The organism is Citrobacter sp. Cpo091 (genome assembly GCF_030332645.1).
GTDB lineage: Bacteria > Pseudomonadota > Gammaproteobacteria > Enterobacterales > Enterobacteriaceae > Citrobacter > Citrobacter portucalensis.
Window position 1 is genome coordinate 515747 of sequence record NZ_JAOWHL010000034.1, and the last position, 22649, is coordinate 538395.

The window sequence follows — 22649 nt, forward strand, 5'->3', positions numbered from 1 at the left end:
ACAAAACGGCCCGCAGGCCGTTTTCACATAATCTGTAGCAACATACTGGAAAAGCGTCGGTTGTTGCAAATCCGTTTTTACGCGATGCTTCCCGCCCCACGACACGGAGGCGATGCAAAAATCGTATCCTGCAACGCTTCCCACTCCTTAATAGTGTAGGTATGCAGGGCAAGCGCATGAACGGTTGTGGAAAGCTCCGCCGTTAACGTGCTGTAAATCATCCGATGACGATTAAGAAAACGTTCACCTGTAAAGCGATCGCTAACCAGTACAACCTTAAAGTGGCTTTCAGAACCAGCCGGGACATTGTGACGATAGCTTTCATCCACAACTTCGAGGAACACGGGTTCGAACGCTGCCCTTAATTTTTCTTCTATTTGCTCACGAATCATCATGAAATTTTTCCTCCGACAACGCTGAGATGTCACCCATCCCTTTAAATACTAGCCGCTTTTACCGTTTTCATTACACCTTAGCAACAAAAAATTAGCGCTTGTCTGATTTTCTCATTCAAACGGATGAAGTTCACTGATTCCTCACTCCAATTTATTGCAAAAAGTCCGTTTATAGTCTCCACAAAGTCATAAAACGGACAACACAATGAATTTACATGCGTTACCCACTTCCCCTCATCGTTGGCGATGTTATGATGGCGGGAATTTTCTCTAACCATACAATTTAGATTCGCTGAGAGCCCTGGCATGTTTAAAAAAATCCTCGTCCCGTTTGTCGCGCTGTTTATGTTAGCTGGATGCGCAACACCGCCGACCACTATTGAAGTCTCCCCGAAAATTACCCTGCCGCAGCAGGACCCAAGCCTGATGGGTGTGACCGTTAGCATCAACGGAGCCGACCAGCGCCAGGATCAAGCACTGGCAAAAGTCACCCGCGACAACCAGTTGGTGACCCTGACCGCGTCCCGCGACCTGCGTTTCCTGCTGCAAGAAGTACTGGAAAAACAGATGACCGCACGTGGTTATATGATTGGACCGAACGGTGCAGTCAACCTGCAAATCATTGTTAGCCAGCTGTATGCTGACGTGTCTCAGGGTAGCGTGCGCTATAACATCGCCACCAAAGCAGACATCGCCATCATTGCGACCGCCGCCAACGGCAACAAGATGACCAAAAACTACCGCGCAAGCTATTCTGTTGAAGGTGCACTGCAAGCCTCTAACAAAAATATCGCTGATGCCGTTAACAGCGTGCTGACCGACACCATCGCTGATATGTCTCAGGACACCAGCGTTCACGATTTCATCAAGCAGAACGCTCGTTAATTTCTGCCCATATGGCCCGGCGTTCGTCGGGCCTATAGAAGCCCATGTCCAGTCAATACTTACGTATTTTTCAGCAACCACGTTCAGCTATCCTGCTCATTCTGGGGTTCGCCTCCGGTTTACCGCTCGCACTCACCTCCGGTACGCTTCAGGCGTGGATGACAGTCGAGAATATCGATCTTAAAACCATCGGTTTCTTTTCCCTGGTCGGTCAGGCCTACGTATTTAAATTTCTCTGGTCCCCATTGATGGACCGTTACACGCCACCGTTTTTAGGTCGACGTCGCGGCTGGCTGCTGGCGACCCAGGTGCTGTTGTTAATTTCTATCGCTGCGATGGGCTTTCTGGAGCCTGGCACACAGTTACGCTGGATGGCCGCACTCGCAGTAGTGATCGCTTTTTGCTCGGCATCGCAGGATATCGTCTTTGATGCCTGGAAAACCGACGTATTGCCCGCAGAAGACCGCGGCACCGGCGCGGCTATCAGCGTGCTGGGCTATCGATTAGGGATGCTGGTTTCAGGCGGATTGGCCTTGTGGATGGCCGATCGCTGGCTGGGCTGGCAAGGGATGTACTGGCTGATGGCTGCGCTGTTGATTCCCTGTATCATCGCCACTCTGTTAGCACCTGAACCAACTGACACCATTCCGGTGCCTAAAACGCTGGAACAGGCAGTTGCGGCTCCGCTGCGAGACTTCTTTGGTCGTAACAACGCATGGCTGATCCTGCTGCTTATTGTGCTGTATAAGCTCGGGGATGCTTTCGCCATGAGCCTGACCACCACCTTTTTAATCCGCGGCGTTGGGTTTGATGCGGGTGAAGTTGGCGTGGTGAATAAGACGCTGGGGCTACTGGCGACCATTGTTGGCGCGCTGTACGGTGGGATCCTGATGCAGCGCCTCTCTCTGTTCCGCGCATTGCTTATTTTCGGCATCCTGCAAGGGGCATCGAATGCGGGCTACTGGCTACTGTCCATCACTGACAAACACATGTTCAGCATGGCGGCGGCCGTCTTCTTTGAAAACCTGTGCGGCGGAATGGGCACGGCGGCATTTGTCGCTTTATTAATGACGCTGTGCAATAAGTCCTTCTCAGCGACCCAGTTCGCCCTGCTCTCCGCGCTTTCAGCCGTTGGTCGCGTTTACGTTGGCCCGGTAGCGGGTTGGTTTGTCGAAGCACACGGCTGGCCGACGTTTTATCTGTTCTCCGTATTTGCCGCGATCCCCGGCCTGATACTGCTGCTGGTATGTCGCCAGACCCTGGAACATAGCTGGCAAAATGAAAGCTTCATTCCGCGCACGGAATTTCGTGGAGCATACAGTCTGGCATTAATGACGCTAGTTGCGGGCTGCTGCCTGCTGCTGGTTTGGCTGCTGCTGTTAACCATGAACGCGCTGGATTACACCAACTTCTCCTTCCTGCCGGAACTGCTTGAAGTCTCAGTGGTAGTCGCGGTCTGCGGGGTCGTTTTTGGTGGATTGCTTGATTATCTGGCATTGCGCAAAACCCGTCTGGCATGATGTTGCATATTTATGCTCTAAATAATTCGAGTTACGGGACAAAAGGCGTGAGCGTTTTGAACAGCGCTTGCGCTGGCCCCGTAGGGGAGAGGCCGAGAGGCCGAATCACGCGGCGACGCAGCAAATCCCCAGGAGCTTACATAAGTAAGTGACTGGGGTGAGCGAGGAAAGCCAACACACCCGTAGCTTGAAGTATGACGAGCATATTTGGTCGTTGTAATCACCCTGCGTAATTATAACGGCGAAATAAGCAACAACTGCTAAAAATAATATTTGTTATTTTGTGCGCCAAAGAATTTGGAAATTATTGACGCCTTTTATATATACTATTTTCCTTACTCGATTCAGCCAAGAAAGATTTATTTTTTGTTCCTCAATTGTCCTTTTATTGATAATCAATTGTTAAGCAATTGTTTTATTTTCGTATTGGTTATACCAATTGCCCTCAGTACGCCCCCCACCTGCCCGCTTTCGTTATAACGTGATGTTGCAACAGGTTCTTAAAGCCAAAGCGACATATATTGCAACATATGTGACATGCACGGCAGAACCCAGTAACACAGATCTAGAGATGTTTACAGTAATGTAACCTTCCCGTAAAATGCCCTCACACTTTAAACGCCACCCGGTCCCGTGGAATTGAGGTCGTTAAATGAGACTCAGGAAATACAATAAAAGTTTGGGATGGTTGTCATTAATTGCAGGCACTGCATTACTCAGTGGCTGTAATTCTGCGCTGCTTGACCCTAAAGGACAGATTGGACTGGAACAACGGTCATTGATACTGACGGCATTTGGCCTGATGTTGATTGTCGTTATTCCCGCCATCTTGATGGCTGTTGGTTTTGCCTGGAAGTATCGTGCAAGCAATAAAGATGCGAAGTACAGCCCGAACTGGTCACACTCCAATAAAGTGGAAGCTGTGGTCTGGACGGTGCCGATCTTAATCATCATTTTCCTTGCCGTTCTGACCTGGAAAACCACTCACGCTCTTGAGCCAAGCAAACCGCTGGCGCATGACGAGAAGCCCATTACCATCGAAGTGGTTTCCATGGACTGGAAATGGTTCTTCATCTATCCGGAACAGGGTATCGCTACCGTGAATGAAATCGCCTTCCCGGCGAATACTCCGGTTGAATTCAAAGTGACTTCCAACTCCGTGATGAACTCCTTCTTTATCCCGCGTCTGGGTAGCCAGATTTATGCCATGGCCGGTATGCAGACTCGACTGCATCTGATCGCTAACGAAGTCGGTACTTATGATGGTATCTCCGCAAGTTATAGCGGACCAGGCTTCTCCGGTATGAAGTTCAAGGCTATCGCAACAAAGGACCGCGCCGAATTCGACCAATGGGTTGCTAAAGCTAAACAGTCCACGAACACCATGAGCGACATGGCAGCGTTCGAGAAAGTGGCTGCGCCAAGCGAATACAACCAGGTGGAATACTTCTCCAACGTGAAACCGGATTTGTTTAAAGATGTTATTAACAAATTTATGGCTCACGGTAAGAGCATGGACATGACCCAACCCGAAGGTGAGCACAGCGCACACGAAGGAATGGAAGGCATGGACATGAGCCACGCGGAATCCGCTCACTAAGGGGCCGAGGAAGAATACGATGTTCGGAAAATTGACGCTGGATGCAGTTCCGTTCCATGAACCTATTGTCATGGTTACGATTGCTGCCATTATCATCGGTGGTGCGGCCTTACTGGGCCTTATCACTTACTTCGGTAAGTGGACCTACCTGTGGAAAGAGTGGCTGACTTCTGTTGACCACAAACGCCTTGGCATCATGTATGTCATCGTCGCAATCGTCATGTTGATTCGTGGCTTTGCCGACGCCATCATGATGCGTAGTCAGCAAGCGCTGGCTTCTGCAGGTGAAGCGGGCTTCCTGCCTCCTCACCACTACGACCAGATCTTCACGGCTCACGGCGTGATTATGATCTTCTTCGTGGCAATGCCATTTGTTATCGGTCTGATGAACCTGGTGGTTCCGCTGCAGATCGGCGCACGTGACGTTGCATTCCCGTTCCTGAACAACCTGAGCTTCTGGTTCACCGTTGTCGGCGTAATCCTGGTTAACCTTTCTCTGGGCGTGGGTGAATTCGCGCAGACCGGTTGGCTGGCGTATCCGCCACTTTCGGGAATAGAGTACAGTCCAAGCGTCGGGGTCGACTATTGGATATGGGCAGTCCAGTTGTCCGGTATTGGTACAACCCTGACCGGTATCAACTTCTTTGTGACCATCATTAAGATGCGTGCACCAGGAATGACCATGTTCAAGATGCCGGTGTTTAGCTGGGCATCTCTGTGTGCAAACATCCTGATTATCGCTTCTTTCCCAATCCTGACGGTTACCGTCGCGTTGCTGACCCTGGATCGCTATCTGGGCACCCATTTCTTTACCAACGATATGGGCGGCAACATGATGATGTACATCAACCTGATTTGGGCCTGGGGCCATCCGGAAGTGTACATTCTGGTTCTGCCAGTCTTCGGTGTGTTCTCCGAAATCGCGGCAACCTTCTCACGTAAACGTCTGTTTGGTTACACCTCGCTGGTGTGGGCAACCGTGTGTATCACCGTTCTGTCGTTCGTTGTTTGGCTGCACCACTTCTTCACCATGGGTGCAGGCGCTAACGTAAACGCCTTCTTCGGTATCACCACCATGATTATCGCCATCCCGACCGGGGTGAAGATCTTCAACTGGCTGTTCACCATGTATCAGGGCCGTATCGTATTCCACTCAGCAATGCTGTGGACGATTGGCTTTATCGTCACCTTCTCAGTCGGCGGCATGACCGGTGTACTGCTGGCGGTGCCGGGTGCGGACTTCGTTCTGCACAACAGTCTGTTCCTGATTGCGCACTTCCATAACGTTATCATCGGCGGTGTCGTATTTGGATGCTTCGCTGGTATGACCTACTGGTGGCCAAAAGCGTTTGGCTTCACGCTGAACGAAACCTGGGGTAAACGCGCATTCTGGTTCTGGATCATCGGCTTCTTCGTAGCATTTATGCCGCTGTACGTGCTGGGCTTCATGGGTATGACCCGTCGCCTCAGCCAGCAGATTGATCCACAGTTCCATCCGATGCTGGTCGTTGCCGCCTGCGGCGCCGCGCTGATTGCACTGGGTATCCTGTGCCAGCTGATTCAGATCTTCGTTTCTATTCGCGACCGCGAGCAGAACCGTGACCTGACCGGTGACCCATGGGGTGGTCGTACGCTGGAGTGGGCAACCTCTTCCCCGCCTCCGTTCTATAACTTTGCCGTTGTGCCGCACGTTCACGAGCGTGATGCCTTCTGGGAAATGAAAGAAAAAGGTGAAGCGTACAAGCAGCCTACGCACTATGAAGAAATTCATATGCCGAAGAACAGCGGTGCCGGTATCGTCATTACCGCCTTCGCAACACTGTTTGGTTTCGCCATGATCTGGCATATCTGGTGGCTGGCGATTGCAAGCTTCGCAGGCATGATCATCAGCTGGATTGTGAAAAGCTTTGATGAAGACGTGGATTACTACGTGCCGGTCCCGGAAGTCGAAAAACTGGAAAACCAGCATTTCGATGAGATTACTAAGGCAGGGCTGAAAAATGGCAACTGATACTTTAACGCACGCGACTGCCCACGCGCACGAACACGGGCACCACGATGCAGGCCAGACCAAGATCTTCGGATTCTGGGTCTACCTGATGAGCGACTGCATTCTGTTCTCTATTCTGTTTGCAACCTATGCCGTTCTGGTGAACGGCACCGCAGGTGGCCCGACAGGTAAGGACATTTTTGAACTGCCGTTCGTTCTGGTTGAAACATTCCTGCTGTTATTCAGCTCCATTACTTACGGCATGGCAGCGATTGCCATGTACAAGAACAACAAGAGCCAGGTTATCTCCTGGCTGGCGTTGACCTTCTTGTTCGGTGCCGGATTCATCGGGATGGAACTCTATGAATTCCATCACCTGATTGTTAACGGTATGGGCCCGGATCGCAGCGGCTTCCTGTCTGCGTTCTTCGCGCTGGTCGGTACTCACGGTCTGCACGTCACCTCCGGTCTTATCTGGATGGCGGTGCTGATGGTGCAAGTTGCTCGTCGCGGCCTGACCAGTACTAACCGTACCCGCATCATGTGCCTGAGCCTGTTCTGGCACTTCCTGGATGTGGTGTGGATCTGTGTGTTCACTGTTGTTTATCTGATGGGGGCGATGTAATGAGTCATTCTAACGAGAGCGGCGGCGCATCCCATGGCAGCGTAAAAACCTACATGACAGGTTTTATCCTGTCGATCATCCTGACGGTCATTCCGTTTTGGATGGTGATGACAGGTTCTGCCTCACCGGCCGTCATTCTGGGAACTATTCTGGCAATGGCAGTGGTACAGATTCTGGTGCACCTGGTGTGCTTCCTGCACATGAATAGCAAATCTGATGAAGGTTGGAACATGACGGCCTTTGTCTTTACTGTGCTAATCATCGCCATCCTGGTTGTGGGCTCCATCTGGATTATGTGGAACCTTAACTACAACATGATGATGCACTAAGAGCGGCGATTATGATGTTTAAGCAATACCTGCAAGTAACGAAACCAGGCATCATCTTTGGCAACCTGATCTCGGTGATTGGGGGATTCCTGCTGGCCTCGAAAGGCAGCATTGATTATCCCCTGTTTATCTACACGCTGGTTGGGGTGTCACTGGTTGTGGCGTCGGGTTGTGTATTTAACAACTACATCGACAGGGATATCGACAGGAAGATGGAGAGGACCAAAAACCGCGTGCTGGTTAAAGGTCTGATTTCCCCTGCGGTCTCGCTGGTATACGCCACCCTGCTGGGTATTGCTGGCTTTATGCTGCTGTGGTTTGGCGCGAACCCTCTGGCCTGCTGGCTGGGGGTAATGGGCTTCGTGGTCTATGTGGGCGTTTATAGCCTGTACATGAAGCGCCATTCCGTTTATGGCACGCTGATTGGCTCACTCTCCGGCGCTGCGCCGCCGGTGATTGGCTACTGTGCCGTAACCGGTGAGTTCGATAGCGGTGCGCTGATTCTGCTGGCTATTTTCAGCCTGTGGCAGATGCCGCACTCTTACGCGATTGCGATTTTCCGCTTCAAGGATTATCAGGCTGCCAACATCCCGGTACTGCCGGTGGTGAAAGGTATTTCGGTCGCGAAGAACCATATCACGCTGTACATCGTGGCGTTTGCTATCGCCACGCTGATGCTAACCCTGGGCGGCTATGCAGGTTATAAATACCTGATTGTTGCAGCGGCGGTGAGCGTCTGGTGGTTGGGCATGGCGCTGCGTGGTTATAAAGTGGAAGATGACAGAGTCTGGGCGCGCAAGCTGTTCGGTTTCTCCATCATTGCCATTACCGCGCTCAGCGTAATGATGTCCGTCGACTTTATGGTGCCAAACTCGCAGAACCTGCTGACTTACGTCTGGTAAGTTAATCGTCATACCTTCTATGCCGGATGGCGGCTGACGCCTTATCCGGCCTACAAAAAAGCACATAGCTTGTAGGCCGGATAAGTTACGTTCAGATCGCTATCCGGCATTTTCGTCTCCAGCCGACGCCCCTCACAACCCCAACATTTGTTAATAAAGCGCATATTTACCCAGCCTGCTTAGCGCTTTACACTAGGCGCGAAATTAATACAGAGGTGGGAATGAACGATTACAAAATGACGCCCGGTGAGTTGCGCGCCACCTGGGGTTTAGGGACCGTATTCTCGTTGCGCATGCTTGGCATGTTTATGGTCCTGCCGGTTCTGACCACTTACGGTATGGCGCTACAGGGTGCCAGCGAAGCGCTGATAGGCCTTGCCATCGGCATATATGGTCTGGCTCAAGCCGTCTTCCAGATCCCCTTTGGCCTGCTCTCTGACCGCATCGGTCGTAAGCCGCTTATTGTCGGCGGGCTGGCGGTATTTGTTCTCGGCAGCATAATTGCTGCTCTCTCCGATTCAATCTGGGGAATTATTCTTGGTCGGGCTTTACAAGGCTCTGGCGCGATTGCTGCTGCCGTAATGGCGCTGCTTTCCGACTTAACCCGTGAGCAAAACCGTACCAAAGCGATGGCGTTTATCGGCGTCAGCTTTGGTATCACCTTCGCCATTGCGATGGTGCTGGGACCAATCGTTACCCATGCGCTGGGGCTACACGCGCTGTTCTGGATGATTGCAGCCCTTGCTACCACGGGTATCGTGCTGACCATTTGGGTCGTTCCCAATAGCACTACCCACGTGCTGAACCGCGAGTCGGGTATGGTAAAAGGCAGCTTCAGCAAAGTGCTGGCAGAACCCAAACTGCTGAAGCTCAACTTTGGCATCATGTGTTTGCACATATTGCTGATGTCCACCTTCGTCGCCTTACCGGGCCAACTGGCGAAAGCAGGCTTCCCCGCCGCAGAGCACTGGAAAATTTATCTGGTGACGATGCTGCTGTCCTTTGTTTCCGTGGTGCCGTTCATCATTTACGCCGAAGTGAAGCGCCGCATGAAACGCGTGTTCCTCGCCTGCGTGTTACTGATTCTTATTGCAGAGATTGTATTGTGGAGCGCTAACATGCGTTTCTGGGGGTTGATTGCGGGCGTGCAGATATTCTTCCTCGCCTTCAACCTGATGGAAGCCCTCCTCCCCTCGCTTATCAGTAAAGAGTCTCCGGCTGGCTATAAAGGCACGGCGATGGGCGTTTACTCCACCAGCCAGTTTCTTGGCGTGGCGATTGGCGGTTCGCTCGGCGGTTGGGTGGTTGAAATGTTTGATGGTCAGGCCGTATTCCTGGCCGGTGCGCTTCTGGCGGCAGTGTGGTTATTGGTGGCGAGTACAATGAAAGAGCCGCCGTATGTCAGCAGCCTGCGGGTGGAAATCCCACCTGAAATTGCTGCGGATGACACCCTGAAGCAGCGTCTGCTGGCTAAAGAAGGGATAAGCGAAGTGTTAATTGTCGCGAAAGAACATTCGGCCTACGTGAAAATCGACAGCAAAGTGACGAATCGATTTGAGGTTGAGCAGGCCATCAGCCAGGCGTGAAGATGAGATTTGTCAGATGGCGGCTTACGCCATCTGACATAACGACTTAATCGCGGAAGTTCTTAAACTGGAACGGTTGACCGAGGTCGCCGCCGCGAACCAGTGCCATGACGGATTGCAGGTCGTCACGCGCCTTGCCGGTTACACGGATTTCTTCGCCCTGAATCTGCGCCTGCACCTTCAGTTTGCTGTCTTTGATCAGCTTAACGATCTTCTTTTGCACTGCACTTTCAATGCCTTGTTTCAGCTTAGCTTCAACAAACCAGGTTTTACCGCTGTGCACGAAGGTTTCTGGTACGTCCAGCGACGTGCCTTCAATACCGCGTTTGAGCAGCTTGGCACGCAGAATATCCAGCAACTGATTGACCTGAAAATCAGATTCGCTCAGCACCTTAATCGTCTTATTTGACTCATTCAGCTCAAAAGTCGCTTCAACGCCACGAAAATCAAAGCGTGACTCCACTTCGCGGCTGGCGTTATCTACCGCGTTACGGGCTTCCTGAAGATCAACTTCAGAGACAATATCGAAAGATGGCATCTTTTCCTCTCCCTTCATTTTTGATGCGAAGCATAATACCTGCAAAGTTACCCAACAGACAGCGCTATACTAGGCTGTATCCTTTAATTGTACGTGGTACTGATACCTGCGAACAATAATGGGGTACGGCCGATATGGATTAACACCTGGTGCTGTTGCAGGTGAGGAGGAAGAATGAAAATTACCGTACTGGGATGTGGAGCGCTAGGACAGCTTTGGCTTACCGCGCTATGCAAACATGGGCATGAGGTGCAAGGGTGGCTACGCGTACCGCAACCCTATTGCAGCGTAAACCTGATCGACACGGATGGGTCAGTTTTTAATGAATCCCTGACGGCAAACGACCCCGACTTTTTGGCAAAAAGCGACCTGCTACTGGTCACCCTGAAAGCCTGGCAGGTTTCTGATGCGGTAAAAAGCCTGGCCGCAATTCTGCCTGAAACTACTCCCATTCTGCTGATTCACAACGGCATGGGGACAATTGAAGAGCTGCATAACATTAAGCAACCTCTGCTGATAGGCACCACCACCCACGCGGCACGCCGTGACGGCAACGTCATCATTCATGTCGCTCAGGGAACAACACGCATTGGTCCGGCACGTGAACAAGACGGTGATTTCAGTTATCTGGCTGAAGTCCTGCAAGAGGTGCTACCGGACGTCGCCTGGCACGACACTATTCGCGCTGAGCTGTGGCGAAAGCTGGCCGTCAACTGCGTCATTAACCCGCTGACCGCATTATGGGATTGCCCAAACGGCGAGTTACGACATCATCCTGAAAAAATAGCACTCATCTGCGAGGAAGTGGCCGCGGTCATTGAACGCGAAGGCCACCATACATCTGTGGACGATTTACGCTATTATGTCGAGCAAGTGATTGACAGTACGGCGGAAAATATCTCATCAATGCTTCAAGACATTCGTGCCCTACGCCATACTGAGATCGACTACATTACCGGATATTTGTTAAAACGCGCCCGCGCGCACGGCATCGCCGTCCCGGAAAACGCCCAACTGTTTGAAATGGTAAAGAGAAAGGAAAGTGAGTATGAGCGCTCAAGCACTGGTATGTCTCGCCCCTGGTAGTGAAGAGACCGAAGCGGTCACCACTATCGATCTGCTGGTGCGCGGCGGAATTAAGGTCACAACTGCCAGCGTCGCCAGCGATGGCGACCTGACGATCGTGTGCTCACGCGGAGTGAAGCTGCTGGCGGATGCGCCATTAGTCGAAGTTGCTGACGGCGATTTCGACATTATCGTGCTACCGGGCGGTATTAAAGGCGCCGAGTGTTTTCGCGACAGCCCACTACTTATCGAAACCGTGAAACAGTTTCATCGTTCCGGGCGCATTGTCGCGGCAATTTGCGCCGCGGCCGCCACCGTACTCGTCCCACACGATATTTTCCCCATCGGTAACATGACCGGTTTTCCGGCGCTGAAAGACCAAATTCCCGCTGACCAGTGGCAGGACAAGCGCGTCGTATGGGATCCGCGCGTCAATCTGTTAACCAGCCAGGGACCGGGGACTTCCATTGATTTCGGTTTGAAAATCATTGATCTTCTGGTGAGTCGCGAAAAAGCTCACGAGGTGACGTCACAACTGGTGATGGCCGCGGGAATCTATAACTACTACGAGTAAATCTTCGAGCCACTCCCTTATAAGGAACCATAATGAAAGGATATCTGAGTGGAGTGGCTTTACTGCTCCTTTCCGGTTATGCCACAGCGACGCAACTCGAAATAAAGAGTATTGAATATCGCTATCCCGGAAGCACTGAAATGCAATATCGCTTGCCATGGTTTTCCTCGACGGATAACCCCAAAGTTGCAAAACGCATTAACGATTATATTTTCGCAAGCTTTATCAATCAGCTACCGGGCAATACTCCACAGGCCACAGTAAATCAGTTTGCGAAATCAGCCATGAATCCCACCGCAAACCTTGACTACACGGTTGAGTATCGCGACGCAAAAATCCTGACGCTCAACATGTTTATCGAAGGTTGCGGGGCGTATTGCGAGTCGTACAATGTGCCGATCAGCTTCGATTTAGCCAGCGGTGCGGCAATTACCCTTAACGATCTCTTTTCCCGGGCTACAATCGCCGAATTAAACACCCGCATCAGAAAAGATATCCGCGGCCAAATCGATACCTTTGTTACGGCGCATAATTCGCAAACACCAGAACAAATAAAAGAAGATAAAGGTGAAGATTTTAACTATGCCGAATTCTACGCATCGTGCGCAACCTACACCGATGGTTTGTACTACATCGACAAATTCTCCCTGCAAAAAGACCACCTGGCTTTCCTGAACGGACGCTGTAGCAACCACGCCAGCCGTGCGCTCGACGAGTTGGGTGATTTCACAACGAAAATCCCAACCGCGGAACTGCAAAATCAGCTCACACCGTACGGCCAATATCTGACTACCGCAAAGAGTACAACACCAGTTTCGCCAGCGCCCGGCATTGACGGCAAAGTCATGTACGGCACGCTGGGAAAAAGCATGCGTATTGTGTTGAAGGTGGACTGCAAATACGGTGATTTTTTTGAAGGGGCTTACTTTTACCAAAAATTTGGCGCACCGATTGAATTGACCGGCAAATGCGACACAGCCGACAATCAACATTATGAACTGAAGACATCTGCGGCTGAACAAACGCAAGAGAAGATAACGCTAGAGTTAAAAGACGGTGTCTATCAGGGGGTCTGGGAGTCGAACGGGAAGACGCTTCCCGTTCGTTTTGAATAATATCGTTATATTGCCGGATGGCGGCGTAACCGCCTTATCCGGCCTACAACACGATGTTTACTCAATTACGGGCGATACACCTTCACGTTCTCAAAGCCCTGCTCGCGCAGATAAAGCGCCTGCAGACGGCTCATCACCCCGCGTTCACACCACAGCAGCCAGGTTTTACTCTGGTCCAGATCGCCGAATTTAGTGCTCAGCTTGTAGAATGGCAGAGAAACGACGTCCACACCTTCAACCTTCAGCGGTTTATCATCCTGTTCATCCACAGAACGGATATCAAGGATTACGTCATTCGGGCCGAAACCGCTCACGGTTTCCACTTCTACCACGGTCTGCTGCGTCTGCTGGGCGATATCGCGAATATCGATATTGTTCGCATCTTCAACCACTTTATCGAGGATAGAGAAATCGAAGTTTTCTTCTTCGGCCTCAATCTTCGCTTTGATCGCTTTCACCGTCGGGCTTTTTGAAATTACACCGCAGTATTCCGGCATGGTACGGGCAAAGTCTTCGGTGCCAATTTCACGCGCCAGATTGATGATGTGCTCTTTATCATGGGAGATAAGCGGGCGCAGGATCAGGGTGTCAGAAACGTTATCGATCAGACGCAGGTTGGTCAGCGTCTGGCTGGACACCTGGCCCAGTGCTTCACCGGTTACCAGCGCCTGTACGCCGTAGCGCTCAGCGACTTTCGACGCCGCGCGAACCATCATACGTTTGAGAACCACGCCCATCTGGCCGTCATCAACTTTCTCCAGGATCTCACCGACCACCGGTTCAAAGTTGATAGCAACAAAACGCACGCGATGCGAACTACCGAAGCGATTCCACAGGTAATGCGCCACCTGGCGAACGCCGATTTCATGCGCTGCGCCGCCAAGGTTAAAGAAGCAATAGTGAACACGGCAGCCGCGACGCATCAGCATGTAGCTGGATACACCAGAGTCGAAACCGCCGGAAATCAGCGACAGTACGTCTTCCTGCGTCCCAATCGGGAAACCACCAATACCTTCATAGCGGCCTTTAACCAGCAGCAGACGGTCGTTTTCGATTTCAAGATTAACGGTCACATCCGGCTTCGTCAGCTTCACGCGTGCAGATTCAATATGTTGGTTCAGTCCACCGCCAACATAACGTTCCACCTCAATGGAGCTAAACTCATGCTTCCCGCGACGCTTCACGCGAACACAGAAGGTTTTACCTTCCAGTTGATCGCGATACTGAACCAGTGCTTTCTCGAAAATATCGTGCATATCGGTAAACGGCACGTCTTCTACTTCGAGAATGTGGTGGATACCCGGAATACGGGTCAGCGCGTCGCGAATATCCAGGCGCTGGCTTTCATCTTTAGCGCGAACCTCAACGTGATCCCAGTGACGGACAACGGCAAGGTCTTCATCGTAGTGCTTTAAAACGTTACGAATGTTCCCTGTCAGAATTTTTATAAAGCGCAAACGCACAGATTGGCTTTTGATGGTGATTTCTGGGAACAATTTAATGATAAACTTCATGGCGGCAATGGTTCTTAGGCAAGTCTGAATGACTTGTAATGGAAAAAAATACAGCAGCCCATACCCGCGACTGCATCCAGGCGCGCAAGTATATCACCATCACGCGGCTACTGTGCACATTGCGCGTTATTTGCTTATCAGTGCGAGTCCGTTACCATAGTCTTGTGCTGCCAATACAGAGAGTCAGACATTCATTATGCCGAAGAAAAATGAAGCGCCCGCCAGTTTTGAAACCGCGCTGAGCGAGCTGGAACAAATTGTTACCCGTCTGGAAGGCGGCGACCTGCCGTTAGAAGAAGCGTTGAACGAATTCGAACGTGGCGTACAGTTGGCGCGTCAGGGACAGGTCAAATTGCAACAGGCTGAACAGCGCGTACAAATCCTGCTGTCAGATACTGAAGACGCCGCCCTTACGCCTTTTACACCGGATAATGAGTAAATGGATTTTACGCAGCAGCTACAGGCTTGCGTTGAGCAGGCCAACCAGGCACTGAGCCGTTTTATCGCGCCACTGCCCTTTCAGAACACTCCCGTGGTAGAAACCATGCAATATGGCGCATTATTAGGCGGTAAACGCCTGCGCCCGTTCCTGGTGTATGCGACCGGTCAGATGTTTGGAGTCAGCCTGAGTACGCTTGATGCTCCCGCTGCCGCCGTCGAATGCATTCATGCCTATTCGCTGATGCACGATGATTTGCCCGCGATGGATGACGATGACCTGCGACGCGGTCTGCCGACTTGCCACGTAAAATTTGGCGAGGCAAATGCGATCCTGGCCGGAGATGCGCTACAAACGCTGGCATTCTCCATTATCAGCGACGCCCCAATGCCGGAAGTCACTGACCGTGACCGCATCGCGATGATCTCTGAACTGGCTCAGGCCAGCGGCATCGCCGGTATGTGCGGCGGCCAGGCACTGGATCTGGAAGCTGAAGGTCATCAGGTTGAGCTGGATGCACTGGAGCGGATTCACCGCCATAAAACCGGAGCATTGATTCGCGCCGCCGTGCGTTTGGGGGCGTTAAGTGCTGGCGATAAAGGGCGAGAATGCCTGCCAATACTCGACAAATACGCAGAAAGCATCGGTCTGGCTTTCCAGGTTCAGGATGACATCCTGGATGTGGTAGGCGATACTGCAACATTGGGTAAACGTCAGGGTGCTGACCAGCAGCTTGGCAAAAGTACCTATCCTGCACTTCTGGGTCTTGAGCAAGCCCAGAATAAAGCCCGGGATTTAATCGAGGACGCCCGCCAGTCGCTAAGTCTGCTGGCCGCACAGTCACTCGATACCTCGGCACTGGAAGCGCTAGCGGACTACATAATCCAGCGTGATAAATAAACCAACATATCCCATGAGCTTGCGATGAGTTTTGATATAGCCAAATACCCGACCCTGGCGCTGGTCGACTCCACCCAGGAGTTACGTCTGCTGCCAAAAGAGAGCCTGCCAAAGCTTTGCGACGAACTGCGCCGCTATTTGCTCGACAGCGTAAGCCGTTCCAGCGGGCACTTCGCCTCTGGTCTGGGCACGGTGGAACTCACCGTCGCGCTGCACTATGTCTACAACACCCCGTTTGACCAGTTAATCTGGGATGTGGGACATCAGGCTTATCCGCACAAAATTCTGACCGGTCGCCGCGATAAAATCGGCACCATTCGTCAGAAAGGCGGCCTGCATCCGTTCCCATGGCGCGGTGAAAGCGAGTATGACGTACTGAGCGTTGGGCACTCTTCAACCTCCATCAGCGCAGGTATCGGTATTGCCGTTGCCGCCGAGAAAGAAGGTAAAGAGCGCCGTACCGTGTGTGTGATTGGTGATGGTGCCATCACCGCAGGGATGGCGTTTGAAGCGATGAACCACGCGGGCGATATTAGGCCCGACATGCTGGTTATCCTCAACGACAACGAAATGTCGATTTCAGAGAACGTTGGCGCGCTGAACAATCATCTGGCACAGCTGCTCTCTGGCAAACTCTACTCCTCGCTGCGCGAAGGCGGGAAGAAAGTCTTCTCCGGCGTGCCGCCGATTAAAGAACTGCTCAAACGTACTGAAGAACACATTAAAGGTATGGTTGTGCCGGGGACTCTGTTTGAAGAACTGGGCTTTAACTATATCGGTCCGGTGGACGGTCACGACGTGCTGGGGCTTATTACTACGCTCAAAAACATGCGCGATCTGAAAGGCCCGCAGTTCCTGCACATCATGACCAAAAAGGGTCGTGGCTATGAGCCTGCGGAAAAAGATCCGATTACGTTCCACGCGGTACCCAAATTCGATCCGTCCAGCGGATGCCTGCCGAAAAGCAGCGGCGGTCTGCCGAGCTATTCAAAAATTTTCGGTGACTGGCTGTGCGAGACCGCGGCGAAAGACAATAAGCTGATGGCAATCACCCCGGCAATGCGCGAAGGTTCCGGAATGGTGGAGTTTTCACGTAAGTTCCCGGACCGCTATTTCGATGTGGCGATTGCCGAGCAGCACGCAGTGACGTTTGCTGCCGGTCTGGCGATTGGCGGCTACAAGCCGGTGGTAGCCATTTACTCGACCTTCCTGCAACGCGCCTACGATCAGGTGCTGCACGATGTAGCCATCCAGAAACTGCCGGTCCTGTTTGCCGTTGACCGGGCAGGGATTGTTGGCGCAGATGGACAAACCCACCAGGGGGCGTTCGATCTCTCCTTCCTGCGCTGCATCCCGGAAATGGTCATCATGACCCCGAGTGATGAAAACGAATGCCGCCAGATGCTGTTCACCGGCTATCACTACAACGATGGTCCAACGGTCGTGCGCTACCCACGCGGTAACGCGGTAGGCGTTGAGCTGACCCCGCTGGAACAACTGCCAATTGGTAAAGGCATCGTGAAACGTCACGGGGAAAAAGTGGCGATTCTCAACTTCGGCACCCTGATGCCGGAAGCCGCTCAGGTCGCAGAGTCGCTGAACGCCACGCTGGTCGATATGCGCTTTGTAAAACCACTGGATGAAACGTTGATCCTTGAAATGGCTGCCCAACACGAGGTGCTGGTTACCATTGAAGAGAACGCCATTATGGGTGGTGCTGGCAGCGGCGTAAACGAAGTGCTGATGGCCCATCGTAAGCCCGTCCCGGTGCTGAACATTGGCCTACCAGACTTCTTCATCCCGCAGGGAACTCAGGATGAAGCTCGTGCCGATCTGGGTCTGAATGCCGCCGGAATTGAGACCAAAATCAAGGCCTGGCTGGCATAATCCCCTCCCCGCTCCTGCTATGCTTAATTCATCACGAGCTAAGCAGGAGTGGATTGATGAAATACAACATCTTAGGAAAAACCGACCTACGGGTCTCCCGCCTTTGCCTGGGTTGCATGACATTTGGCGAACCCAATCGCGGCAATCACGCCTGGACGCTACCTGAAGAAAGCAGCCGCCCGATAATCAAACACGCCCTTGAGGGCGGCATTAACTTTTTCGATACCGCCAACAGCTACTCCGCTGGCAGCAGCGAAGAGATTGTCGGCCGCGCGCTGCGTGATTTCGCCCGCCGCGAAGATGTCGTGATCGCTACCAAGGTTTTTCACCAGGTTGATGATTTAGCAGAAGGATTATCCCGCGCACAAATTCTGCGCTCGATTGATGACAGCCTCAGACGCCTGGGTATGGACTATGTGGACATCCTGCAAATTCACCGCTGGGATTACAACACGCCAATCGAAGAAACGCTGGAGGCTCTAAACGACGTCGTGAAAGCCGGTAAAGCTCGCTATATTGGCGCCTCATCCATGCACGCTTCGCAGTTTGCCCAGGCTCTGGCCTTACAGAAGCAACACGGCTGGGCGCAGTTCGTCAGCATGCAGGATCACTACAACCTAATCTACCGCGAAGAAGAACGCGAAATGCTGCCGCTTTGCTATCAGGAAGGCGTGGCCGTTATCCCATGGAGCCCGCTGGCGCGCGGTCGCCTGACGCGTCCCTGGGGAGAAACAACCGCACGTCTGGTTTCCGATGAAGTCGGTAAAAATTTGTACAACGAGAGCGATGAAAACGACGCGCAAATCGCCGCACGACTGACCGGTGTCAGTGAGGAGCTGGGTGTAACGCGGGCACAGGTTGCGCTGGCCTGGCTACTGAGCAAACCCGGCGTGGCAGCGCCAATTATTGGTTCTTCACGTGAGGAACAGCTGGATGAGTTGCTCAACGCGGTAGATTTAACGTTGAAGCCGGAGCAAATTGCCGAGCTGGAAACGCCGTACAAACAGCATCCGGTGGTGGGATTTAAATAAGCGAGGTTGTAGATTGTAGGCCGGATAAGCATAGCGCATCCGGCACTGATCGCCCGATGTCGCGGCGCTTATCGGGCCTACAATAGCCGCTGAAAAGGGTTAAATGATACCTACCGGCCAGTGATGACCGATAACATACAAAATTCCGGCAGAGAGTATCCCGGCCACAATATCGTCGATCATGATCCCCGTCCCGCCATGTACGTTGCGATCGAACCAACGAATCGGCCACGGCTTCCACATATCCAGAATACGGAAAATCACAAATCCGGCGGCAACCCACTGCCAGTCGTTGGTCGGCAGCGCCATCAGGGTAATCCACATCCCGACAAACTCGTCCCAGACAATACTACCGTGATCGTGTACGCCCATATCTTTCGCCGTTTGATGGCACAGATAAACGCCGATACAGATAGATAACATCACCACCAGCGAATACAGCTGCCACGGCAGAAAAGTCATTAAATACCAAAAAGGGATCGCCGCCAGCGATCCCATCGTGCCTGGAACAATTGGGCTCAGCCCGCTGCCAAAACCGGTGGCTAACAGGTGCCACGGATTGCGCATACTCAGGCGGCTTTTGGCGACATCTTTTTTAAGGCGCGGCAAAATGGTCATATCCTTTCCAGTCAAACGTGACGGGTTTTCCATCGCGCGTAAAGTGAATGCCTTCCACGTCCGCGCTCATCTGCCCAATGCAGGTAAACGCTGCGCCGAGATTTCCCAGCGCCACTTCCAGCGCACCACGATTAATTTCCGGTACGGTAAAGCATAACTCATAATCTTCACCTCCCGAGAGCGCCCAGCGCAGGGCCTGTTCCGGCTCAACGTGCTGTGACAATGCAGTGGAGTATGGCAGCACATCAACGTTAACCCGTGCGCCACAGCCGCTAGCATTAACGATGTGTCCCAAATCGGAAATCAGGCCATCGGAGAGATCGATAGCCGCACTGGCCAGATCGCGCAGGGCTTGTCCCTGCAAAATACGCGGCGTGGGACGCAGATGGCGTTGCAGAAGATAGTCCGCGTCTGTTGCATCTGCAACCTGCAATCGGTTCTGCAAAATCGCCAGCCCGGCCGCACTGTCGCCCGGCGTGCCGGTAACATAAATCCAGTCACCCGGTTTCGCGCCAGAGCGTTTTAAGGCCCGCCCAACGGGGACGTAGCCATGAATACCCAGCGTCATCGACAGCGGCCCACGCGTGGTGTCACCGCCAATCAGCTGCATATCATAGTAATTGAGGAGTTCAAACAGGCCATCGCTGAAGGCTTCCAGCCAGGCTTCATCGACGTCAGGTAACGTGAGCGCCAGCGTCAGCCACGCAGGATCCGCCCCCATCGCCGCCAGATCGCTCAAATTCACCGCCAGTGCTTTCCAGGCGAGATCGGTCGGATCAATGTCGGGGAGAAAGTGGTTGCCTGCCACCAGCGTATCGGTGCTGATCGCCAGCGTTTGTTTTTCAGGGATGTTCAGAAGTGCGCAGTCGTCACCAATACCGGTTTCGACATCAAGACGAGAAGTTCTTACGCGGTCAAAATAACGGGCAATCAGGGAAAACTCGCCACATGCCATACGTTATGCCTCAGCAGAAAAAAAAGAAAAAGCCGGGGACAGCGGAAACAGGTTCCACCATCCAGCCGGCCTCGGGATTACTTTTTGTTGGGGCGAATCACAGGTGCTGCTTTATCCAGTACGCCGTTCACGAATTTGTGGCTATCTTCAGCGCCGAAGGTTTTTGCCAGTTCAATCGCTTCGTTGATGGCCACTTTGTACGGCACATCACTACGTTTAGACAATTCAAACAGCGCAATACGCAGTACGGCTTTTTCTACCTGACCCAGCTCTTCCAACAGACGAGACAGGTAAGGCTTCATTAATCCATCCAGGTACGCGCTGTTAGTCGCCACCCCGGACAGCAGTTCACGGAAATACAGAACGTCGACATCTTTAACGTCCTGTTCCGCCAGGAACTGGTATTCAACATCAGCGATGTCGTTCTGGGACAACTGCCAGGAGTAGAGCGCCTGGACGGCACACTCACGGGCGCGGCGACGAGCAGCAGGTTTCACGGATTTCCCCTTACAAAAATCAGGCCTTGATGGCTTTCAATACATTAATCATTTCAAGCGCAGTCAGTGCAGCTTCTGCGCCTTTGTTACCGGCTTTAGTGCCAGCACGTTCGATGGCTTGTTCAATACTTTCGGTGGTCAGAACACCGAAGGCTACCGGAATGCCACTGTCCTGAGCGACATGCGCCAGGCCATTGCTTGCACCGCCAGCCACATATTCGAAGTGCGCGGTACCGCCACGGATCACCGTACCGAGCGCAATCACCGCGTCGTATTTACCGGTTTTTGCCAGTGCGTCAGCCGCCAGTGGCAGCTCATATGCACCAGGAACCCAAACAACGGTAATGTTTTCATCTTTAACCTGGCCAATACGTTTCAGGGCGTCGATAGCACCTTCCAGCAGGCTGTCATTGATAAAGTTGTTGAAACGCGCAATGGTGATGGCGACGCGAGCGTCCGGGGTAGCAACGTTAGCTTCAATAATGTTCATATTCTTCCTTCGGGTTCGATTTATGGCCCCGTAAGGGGGGCGGATTTTATCATAATATTCTGTGCGCTGCTTCCTCTAAATCAGAAAGCCTCACGCAGTCGTTAAATGCAGGCAAACGTCCGGGCCCACCTGGCGTATCTCATTGAATTTGAAATGGGGTGCGTCAGCCAGTTTCTCAAGGCCTGGAAGCACACATAATCCTCTCGCATCGCTGCCTAACAGTTTAGGCGCAACATACACGATTAGCTCATCGACCAAACCGGCCTGTAATAATGCCCCGGCGAGCGTTGGGCCTGCTTCAACCCAAATGCTGTTAATTTGCTGTTTGCCCAGTTGCATCATTAGCACCACCAGATCCAGGTGCCCGTTATGTTCCGGCACCTTCAGGCTGCGCACCGTTTCCGGCCAGCTACGAGGGTCGTCTTCAGTCCGGACAATCCAGGTTTCTCCAGGCTGTTGCACAATTCGGTGCGCCGGTGTGACCTGATTCTGGCTATCAAGAACAATACGGATTGGCTGACGCAGCTCTTCCTGCGGGTAACTCGCCTGAGTTGACTCCCCAAGCTCCGACCAACGCACGGTAAGCTGAGGGTCGTCTGCCAGCACCGTAGCACTGCTGGTTAAAATGGCATGGCTTTGCGCGCGCAAGCGTTGCACATCGCGGCGCGCCTGTGGCGAGGTGATCCACTGGCTTTCACCGCTGGCCATCGCTGTACGGCCATCAAGCGACGCGCCAAGCTTAAGCTGAAGATACGGGAATCCTGTACGCATGCGCTTGAGGAAGCCTTTATTCAGTTGCTCAACTTCGCTCATCATCAGCCCGTGGCTGACGTCGATACCCGCCTGCTGCAAACGGTAGAGCCCACGTCCTGCGACCTGCGGATTGGGATCCTGCATCGCCGCAACCACACGCGACACCCCCGCCGCAATCAGCGCATCGCAACACGGCGGCGTGCGACCATGATGACTACAGGGTTCAAGCGTCACGTAGGCAGTTGCCCCCTGCGCTTTTTCTCCGGCCATCCGCAGAGCATGAACTTCGGCATGCGGTTCGCCCGCTCGGTGATGATATCCTTCACCGACGATCTCCCCATCTTTCACAATCACGCAGCCCACGTTGGGGTTGGGGTGAGTGGTAAAACGTCCGCGCGCAGCAAGCTTTAGCGCGCGCGCCATGTACAATTCATCCTGCAT

Annotated in this window: 23 protein-coding genes; 15 read left to right on the top strand and 8 right to left on the bottom strand. The window is 52.7% G+C overall.

Annotation, left to right across the window (positions count from 1 at the left end):
* Positions 1–77 precede the first annotated feature (77 nt).
* Positions 78–395 carry a transcriptional regulator BolA gene (gene bolA / locus OGY04_RS13070; RefSeq protein WP_003021619.1) on the bottom strand — a complete coding sequence of 106 codons (318 nt, stop codon included), beginning with the start codon at positions 393–395 and terminating at the stop codon, positions 78–80.
* 306 nt (positions 396–701) lie between these two features.
* Here bolA and OGY04_RS13075 point away from each other — a divergent pair, with 306 nt between their 5' ends.
* From OGY04_RS13075 to OGY04_RS13110, 8 genes are all read left to right on the top strand, one after another.
* Positions 702–1280, top strand: a complete 579-nt coding sequence (locus tag OGY04_RS13075; protein WP_016152050.1) for a lipoprotein — start codon at positions 702–704, stop codon at positions 1278–1280.
* A 44-nt stretch (positions 1281–1324) separates the two neighbouring features.
* The gene (gene ampG, locus OGY04_RS13080; protein WP_048214791.1) at positions 1325–2800 is read left to right on the top strand and encodes a muropeptide MFS transporter AmpG; all 1476 of its coding nucleotides are present in this window, start codon (positions 1325–1327) and stop codon (positions 2798–2800) included.
* Between the two features lie 652 nt (positions 2801–3452).
* Positions 3453–4400 carry a cytochrome o ubiquinol oxidase subunit II gene (gene cyoA, locus OGY04_RS13085; protein ID WP_032942534.1) on the top strand — a complete coding sequence of 316 codons (948 nt, stop codon included), beginning with the start codon at positions 3453–3455 and terminating at the stop codon, positions 4398–4400.
* A gap of 19 nt (positions 4401–4419) precedes the next feature.
* Complete coding sequence (gene cyoB, locus OGY04_RS13090) at positions 4420–6411, top strand: cytochrome o ubiquinol oxidase subunit I (RefSeq protein WP_219988234.1); 1992 nt, start codon at positions 4420–4422, stop codon at positions 6409–6411.
* Positions 6401–7015, top strand: coding sequence for a cytochrome o ubiquinol oxidase subunit III (locus OGY04_RS13095; protein WP_003831007.1), 615 nt, complete (start codon positions 6401–6403; stop codon positions 7013–7015). Before cyoB ends, OGY04_RS13095 begins: the two co-directional genes overlap by 11 nt.
* Entirely contained in the window at positions 7015–7344 is a 330-nt protein-coding gene (locus tag OGY04_RS13100) for a cytochrome o ubiquinol oxidase subunit IV (RefSeq protein ID WP_003831006.1), read from the top strand. The genes OGY04_RS13095 and OGY04_RS13100 overlap by 1 nt, the downstream gene beginning before the upstream one ends.
* Before the next feature lie 11 nt (positions 7345–7355).
* Positions 7356–8246, top strand: coding sequence for a heme o synthase (gene cyoE, locus OGY04_RS13105; RefSeq protein ID WP_003831005.1), 891 nt, complete (start codon positions 7356–7358; stop codon positions 8244–8246).
* A 221-nt stretch (positions 8247–8467) separates the two neighbouring features.
* On the top strand, positions 8468–9832 hold the full coding sequence (locus OGY04_RS13110; RefSeq protein WP_167820274.1) for an MFS transporter: 1365 nt from the start codon (positions 8468–8470) through the stop codon (positions 9830–9832).
* 46 nt (positions 9833–9878) lie between these two features.
* On the opposite strand, the gene OGY04_RS13115 is transcribed toward OGY04_RS13110, so the two are convergent.
* A complete protein-coding gene (locus OGY04_RS13115; protein WP_003831002.1) occupies positions 9879–10370 on the bottom strand; it encodes a YajQ family cyclic di-GMP-binding protein in 492 nt (163 codons plus the stop codon).
* A gap of 174 nt (positions 10371–10544) precedes the next feature.
* On the opposite strand from OGY04_RS13115, the gene panE reads away from it, so the two are divergent.
* From panE to OGY04_RS13130, 3 genes are read left to right on the top strand one after another with little or no spacing between them, the layout of a single operon-like run.
* Positions 10545–11456, top strand: a complete 912-nt coding sequence (panE, locus tag OGY04_RS13120; protein WP_057067574.1) for a 2-dehydropantoate 2-reductase — start codon at positions 10545–10547, stop codon at positions 11454–11456.
* Entirely contained in the window at positions 11419–12009 is a 591-nt protein-coding gene (yajL, locus tag OGY04_RS13125; protein WP_286585375.1) for a protein deglycase YajL, read from the top strand. Before panE ends, yajL begins: the two co-directional genes overlap by 38 nt.
* A 32-nt stretch (positions 12010–12041) precedes the next feature.
* A complete protein-coding gene (locus OGY04_RS13130; protein ID WP_286585376.1) occupies positions 12042–13124 on the top strand; it encodes a hypothetical protein in 1083 nt (360 codons plus the stop codon).
* A gap of 65 nt (positions 13125–13189) precedes the next feature.
* Here OGY04_RS13130 and thiI read toward each other — a convergent pair whose 3' ends face one another.
* Positions 13190–14638 carry a tRNA uracil 4-sulfurtransferase ThiI gene (gene thiI / locus OGY04_RS13135; RefSeq protein WP_204557164.1) on the bottom strand — a complete coding sequence of 483 codons (1449 nt, stop codon included), beginning with the start codon at positions 14636–14638 and terminating at the stop codon, positions 13190–13192.
* Positions 14639–14834: 196 nt separating this feature from the next.
* On the opposite strand from thiI, the gene xseB reads away from it, so the two are divergent.
* From xseB to yajO, 4 genes are read left to right on the top strand one after another with little or no spacing between them, the layout of a single operon-like run.
* Positions 14835–15077, top strand: coding sequence for an exodeoxyribonuclease VII small subunit (xseB, locus tag OGY04_RS13140; RefSeq protein WP_003021586.1), 243 nt, complete (start codon positions 14835–14837; stop codon positions 15075–15077).
* Positions 15078–15977 carry a (2E,6E)-farnesyl diphosphate synthase gene (gene ispA / locus OGY04_RS13145; protein ID WP_008783932.1) on the top strand — a complete coding sequence of 300 codons (900 nt, stop codon included), beginning with the start codon at positions 15078–15080 and terminating at the stop codon, positions 15975–15977.
* A gap of 24 nt (positions 15978–16001) precedes the next feature.
* Entirely contained in the window at positions 16002–17864 is a 1863-nt protein-coding gene (gene dxs, locus OGY04_RS13150; protein WP_003830996.1) for a 1-deoxy-D-xylulose-5-phosphate synthase, read from the top strand.
* A 56-nt stretch (positions 17865–17920) separates the two neighbouring features.
* Positions 17921–18895: a 1-deoxyxylulose-5-phosphate synthase YajO gene (gene yajO / locus OGY04_RS13155; protein WP_286585377.1), complete on the top strand. Its 975-nt coding sequence runs from the start codon at positions 17921–17923 to the stop codon at positions 18893–18895.
* A 99-nt stretch (positions 18896–18994) separates the two neighbouring features.
* Here yajO and pgpA read toward each other — a convergent pair whose 3' ends face one another.
* The 5 genes from pgpA to ribD all read right to left on the bottom strand — a co-directional run bounded on the left by pgpA (position 18995) and on the right by ribD (position 22649).
* Positions 18995–19513, bottom strand: a complete 519-nt coding sequence (gene pgpA / locus OGY04_RS13160) for a phosphatidylglycerophosphatase A (RefSeq protein ID WP_286585378.1) — start codon at positions 19511–19513, stop codon at positions 18995–18997.
* Positions 19491–20468 (bottom strand): thiamine-phosphate kinase, encoded by a 978-nt coding sequence (thiL, locus tag OGY04_RS13165; protein WP_008783930.1) that lies wholly within the window; start codon positions 20466–20468, stop codon positions 19491–19493. Before thiL ends, pgpA begins: the two co-directional genes overlap by 23 nt.
* A gap of 77 nt (positions 20469–20545) precedes the next feature.
* Positions 20546–20965, bottom strand: coding sequence for a transcription antitermination factor NusB (gene nusB / locus OGY04_RS13170; RefSeq protein ID WP_000801129.1), 420 nt, complete (start codon positions 20963–20965; stop codon positions 20546–20548).
* 19 nt (positions 20966–20984) lie between these two features.
* Entirely contained in the window at positions 20985–21455 is a 471-nt protein-coding gene (ribH, locus tag OGY04_RS13175) for a 6,7-dimethyl-8-ribityllumazine synthase (RefSeq protein ID WP_003021575.1), read from the bottom strand.
* Positions 21456–21545: 90 nt separating this feature from the next.
* Positions 21546–22649: a bifunctional diaminohydroxyphosphoribosylaminopyrimidine deaminase/5-amino-6-(5-phosphoribosylamino)uracil reductase RibD gene (gene ribD / locus OGY04_RS13180; RefSeq protein WP_008783929.1), complete on the bottom strand. Its 1104-nt coding sequence runs from the start codon at positions 22647–22649 to the stop codon at positions 21546–21548.